This is a genomic window from Actinosynnema sp. NPDC023658 (assembly GCF_040639995.1).
Lineage (GTDB): Bacteria > Actinomycetota > Actinomycetes > Mycobacteriales > Pseudonocardiaceae > Actinosynnema.
The window spans coordinates 1-5,203 of record NZ_JBFAAX010000408.1 but is presented as its reverse complement, the minus strand read 5'-3'; the positions used below and the strand labels follow the sequence as shown (position 1 = coordinate 5,203).

Below are 5,203 nucleotides of genomic sequence, written 5' to 3'. Positions count from 1 at the left end.
CCCGCGCCGACGACCCCGCCGACCACCGCGCCGTTCCCCGCGGCCGGCGGTGCGCGGGAGCGTCGCGTCCCTTCCGACGGTCGAAAAGCGCGATCGCCGGAAAACGAGTCGCGAACGATCGACCCGATCCAGCGGGGTGGTCACGATTAGCGCCCGGCCGGCCACCGGGGGGAGTCGGCGGCCGGGGTGGGCCGGTCGTGGGAATGGGAGAGGGAAATCGGGTGAAATGCAAGATCCCCGGACGCGCGTCCGGAGTTGCGGTGCGGGCGGGCCCGGCCGTTGCGTCCGAGTGGGTGGTGCGGGGTGGCGGGTGGTGACTGTGGGCGATCTTGAGGGGATCCCGGAAGGCCTCCCTGGGCGGTGTGACGGGGCGTTCCACACCGGTTCCTACCTGTGTCTGTGCACACACCTTCACGACTTGCCTACGATGGTCGGTGGTGAAGGGCTCGCCATGGCCGTGGTGAGCCCCTGTGGAAGGCGCCCGTCCCCCGGGCGCGTCGCGATGAGGTAATGAGGTCGACCCTGATGGTGCTGTCCCGACTGCTCCGCGCTGGCGAGGGCAAGATGCTCAAGCGCCTGCGCAACATCGCAGCGCACATCAACAACCTCGAAGACGACGTCGTCGACCTCTCCGATGCGGAGCTGCGCGCGAAGACCGAGGAGTTCCGCAAGCGCTACGCCGACGGCGAGAGCCTCGACGAGCTGCTGCCGGAGGCCTTCGCCGTCGTCCGCGAGGGCGCCAAGCGCACCCTCGGCCAGCGGCACTTCGACGTCCAGCTGATGGGCGGCGCCGCGCTGCACCTCGGCCAGATCGCGGAGATGCGCACCGGTGAGGGCAAGACGCTGACCTCCGTCCTCCCCGCGTACCTGAACGCGATCGCGGGCGAGGGCGTGCACGTCGTCACGACCAACGACTACCTGGCCAAGCGCGACGCCGACTGGATGGGGCGCATTCACCGGTTCCTCGGCCTCACCGTGGGCGCGATCCTGTCGGAGATGACGCCCGAGCAGCGCCGGGTCGCCTACAACGCCGACATCACCTACGGCACGAACAACGAGTTCGGCTTCGACTACCTGCGCGACAACATGGCCTGGAGCCGTGACGAGATGGTCCAGCGCGGCCACTTCTTCGCGCTGGTCGACGAGGTCGACTCGATCCTCATCGACGAGGCCCGCACGCCGCTGATCATCTCCGGCCCGGCCGACCAGTCGTCGCGCTGGTACGTCGAGTTCGCGCGGCTGGCCACGCGGATGCGCCGCGACACCCACTACGAGGTGGACGAGCGCAAGCGCACCGTCGGCGTCACCGAGGCCGGCGTGCAGTTCGTCGAGGACCAGCTCGGCATCGACAACCTGTACGACTCGACCAACACCCCGCTCGTCGGCTACTTCCAGAACTCGATCAAGGCCAAGGAGCTCTTCACCAAGGACAAGGACTACATCGTCCGCAACGGTGAGGTCATGATCGTCGACGAGTTCACCGGCCGCGTGCTCTCGGGTCGTCGCTACAACGAGGGCATGCACCAGGCGATCGAGGCCAAGGAAGGCGTCGAGATCAAGGCGGAGAACCAGACCCTCGCCACGATCACCCTCCAGAACTACTTCCGCCTGTACCAGAAGCTCGGCGGCATGACCGGTACCGCCGAGACCGAGGCCGCGGAGTTCCACCAGACCTACAAGCTCGGCGTGGTCCCGATCCCCACGAACCGCCCGATGCAGCGCCGCGACGAGTCCGACCTCGTCTACAAGACCGAAGAGGCCAAGTTCGAGGCGGTGGCCGAGGACATCGCGGAGCGGCACGAGAAGGGCCAGCCGGTGCTGGTCGGCACGACCAGCGTCGAGCGCTCGGAGTACCTGTCGAAGCTGCTGGTCCGCAAGGGCATCCCGCACGAGGTCCTCAACGCCAAGCACCACGACCGCGAGGCGCTGATCATCGCCAAGGCCGGTCGCAAGGGCGCGGTCACGGTGGCCACCAACATGGCCGGCCGCGGTACCGACATCGTGCTGGGCGGCAACCCGGACATCATCGCTGACCACGAGCTGCGCGAACGCGGCCTCGACCCGGTGGAGAACCCGGAGGAGTACGAAGCCGCCTGGGCGAAGCTGATCGAGGAGATCACCGCCGAGGTCAAGTCGGAGGCCGAGGAGGTCCGCGCGGCCGGCGGTCTGTACGTGCTCGGCACCGAGCGGCACGAGTCGCGGCGCATCGACAACCAGCTGCGCGGTCGTTCCGGTCGTCAGGGCGACCCCGGCGAGTCGCGGTTCTACCTGTCGCTGAAGGACGAGCTGATGCGCCGCTTCAACGCGGCGATGGTCGAGACCGTCATGACGCGGCTGAAGGTGCCGGACGACGTGCCGATCGAGCACAAGATGGTCACCCGGGCCATCCGCAGCGCGCAGACGCAGGTCGAGCAGCAGAACTTCGAGATCCGCAAGAACGTCCTCAAGTACGACGAGGTCATGAACGAGCAGCGCAAGGTGATCTACGCCGAGCGCCGGCGCGTGCTCGACGGTGAGGACCTGCGCGAACAGGTCGAGCACATGATCACCAGCGTGGTCGGGGACTACGTCGACGGCGCGACCGCCGACGGGTACGCCGAGGACTGGGACCTCGACCAGCTGTGGACGGCGCTCAAGACGCTGTACCCGATCGCGATCGACCACAAGAAGCTGCTCGAGGACGAGAACGACGACGTCACCCGCGAGTGGCTGAAGGCGAAGCTGCAGGCCGACGCCCTGGCCGCGTACGAGGCGCGCGAGGCGGACATCGACGGCCGGGTCGGCCCGGGCGCCATGCGCGAGCTGGAGCGCCGCGTCCTGCTCTCCGTCCTCGACCGCAAGTGGCGCGAGCACCTGTACGAGATGGACTACCTCAAGGAGGGCATCGGCCTGCGGGCGATGGCCCAGCGCGACCCGCTGATCGAGTACCAGCGGGAGGGCTTCGACATGTTCAGGGGCATGTTGGAGGCGCTGAAGGAGGAGACGGTCGGCTTCCTGTTCAACCTGCAGGTCGAAGCCGCCGAACCCGAGCCCGCCGCCGAGCCGCCGGTCCAGGTGTCGATCGCCAACGGCGGCCCGCTGGCCGGCAGCCGCGTGAGGGCCCGCGCAGCCGCCGCCGCTGCCTCCCAGCAGCAGGCGGAAGCCGCCAACCAGGCCCCCGCCGGCCCCGCCCTGGCGCAGCTCCAGAGCGGCAGCGCCATCCCGCCCGCACTGCGGGGCAAGGGCCTGGACGGCCGCGCCCAGCAGGGCCTGACCTACTCGGGCCCGTCGGAGAGCGGTGACGCCGAGACCTCCGGCAACGCCGCCCAGCAGGGCGGCGGCCAAGCCGGCGGCACCCGCAAGGAACGCCGCGCCGCGGCTCGCGCCCAGGCCAAGGGCCAGCGCAAGGGCCCGCGCGAGTAACGCGCACGCAAGGCCGTCACCCGAGGAGCGGGGCCCCGACACCAGTCGGTGCCCCGCTCCTCGCATTCACCCCCCGCAGCGACCCCTGCGGGCCCCGCTCCCGGGCGTCCAGCGCCCTCGCAGCGCCCCGCACGTGCCACATCCCGCCCAAGCCCGCCACCTCGCCTCCGCCGCAGCCCTGGCCATCCTGCGGCGCGAGGGCCGCGGCCCCGCGGTCCGCGCGCTGTCGGCCTGCGGTGCACGGGGCAGGGTCGGCGGCGCAGGGCCGGGGGTCGGCGGTCCGGGATTGCCGGTCGGTCCTGGGGGCGTGGCTCACGGGCCGGGGGTCGTAGTCGGGGGTCCGGGATCCGTGGTCCGTGGTCCGTGGTCCCGGAAGTTCGTGGCCGGGGATTGAGGGCTCCGGGGTGGTCGCGGCTCGGTCTCATCAACCGATGTACGAGAACAGTGTTTCCGTACATATTCGGGGCAATGTCACCCAATCGTGTTTCAGGTCGGCGGATAGGTGGCGGGCACGTCGGTCCGGTGGGGAGCCGGGAGCAGGTCAGGGGAGGAGGTGGAATTCGGTGCAGTGCCAGCGTGAGCCCCGGCGTTCGACGCGTGCCGCGAAGGCCCGCACCTTGGTCGGCATGTGGAGGGTGCCCGCCAGTTCCGCCGCGTCCGGCGTCACGTGGCACAGGCGGTAGCGGCCCAGGCGGGTCCGGGTGGTCGGGGATGCCGCCTCGGTCACGGTGGTCAGGGCGCGCGGCGCGAAGGTGGCCGACAGCTGTCGCGGTGGTCGACGACCGCTCAGGGCTTCCACCAGCGGGAACAGGAAGTGGCGCGCGTCCAGCGCCAGGTCCCCGGTCGAGGGGTCCGGGGGTTCGGCCGGGACGTCCTGCGCGGTGGCGGGCTTCGACGACGACAGGGTGCGGAGGCGAGGTGGCATGCTGAACCGAGGGCGGACGACCGGGGTTTCGTACCAAGATCACCCGATGGAGGCACGGTGCGGGGACTGGTTCTCGACTTCGGCGGCGTCCTGACGGACCCGGGCGACGACCTCACCGCCCCCGAACCGCCCCTGCTCACCGCCACCCGCCAGGCACGTCACCGGGGCATCCTCACCGCCGTGCTGTCCAACGCCGACTTCCTGTGGCGTCCCCCGGCCGGCTGGGAGGACGTGTTCGACGTCGTCATCACCTCCGGCGAGGTCGGCCTGGCCAAACCGGACCGGCGCATCTACCTGCTCGCCGCCGAACGGCTCGGCCTGCCCGCGCGCGAGTGCGTGTTCGTGGACGACCTCGCGGTGAACGTCCGGGGTGCCGCCGCCGCCGGAATGGTCGGTGTGCACCACCAGTCCGTGCAATCCACCCTTGAGGAACTCGAAACCCTGCTCGAAGTCCCTCTCCTGAGTTAATCGGACTCGAACGGATACGAACCGCTACGGGAAATGCACCTGGGCGGTGAATTGCCGCTCACTCGACTTCTCTCGTACGTTCGAAGCCTCACCGAGGAAATCCCACACCGATATCACGGGAGAACAGCGGCTGCACGGGCTGCGGTTCCACGTCCGGCGCTGCGCGAGCGGCGCGGATGCGGGACGTCGAGGGCTGATCGGGACGGTCCGACGGGTACCACGTCGGGTGGCTGTGGTGAGCCACCGATCAGCCGGTGAGGCAGCGCGGGTGTCGGAGCGGCCCTCCGGCACCCGCGCTGCGCCGGCGTCCTCGACCCGCCGGCGTCCACGACCCGCCGGCGTCCTCGACCCGCCGGCGTCCTCGACCCGCGGCGCCCGCGTCCCTCAGCCCACCCGGCGCCGGACCAC

At 70.4% G+C, this 5,203-nt stretch carries 3 protein-coding genes; 2 read left to right on the top strand and 1 reads right to left on the bottom strand.

Translation table 11 applies throughout. The features are described from left to right. Window positions 1-525 precede the first annotated feature (525 nt). On the top strand, window positions 526-3,402 hold the full coding sequence (gene secA / locus AB0G02_RS27685) for a preprotein translocase subunit SecA (RefSeq protein WP_360799258.1): 2,877 nt from the start codon (window positions 526-528) through the stop codon (window positions 3,400-3,402). Window positions 3,403-3,943: 541 nt separating this feature from the next. Here secA and AB0G02_RS27680 read toward each other — a convergent pair. After that, on the bottom strand, window positions 3,944-4,327 hold the full coding sequence (locus AB0G02_RS27680) for an Rv3235 family protein (protein ID WP_360799255.1): 384 nt from the start codon (window positions 4,325-4,327) through the stop codon (window positions 3,944-3,946). A gap of 57 nt (window positions 4,328-4,384) precedes the next feature. Between AB0G02_RS27680 and AB0G02_RS27675 the strand changes: the two genes are divergently transcribed. Then, window positions 4,385-4,795, top strand: a complete 411-nt coding sequence (locus AB0G02_RS27675; protein WP_360799252.1) for an HAD-IA family hydrolase — start codon at window positions 4,385-4,387, stop codon at window positions 4,793-4,795. The last annotated feature ends 408 nt before the right edge of the window (window positions 4,796-5,203 follow it).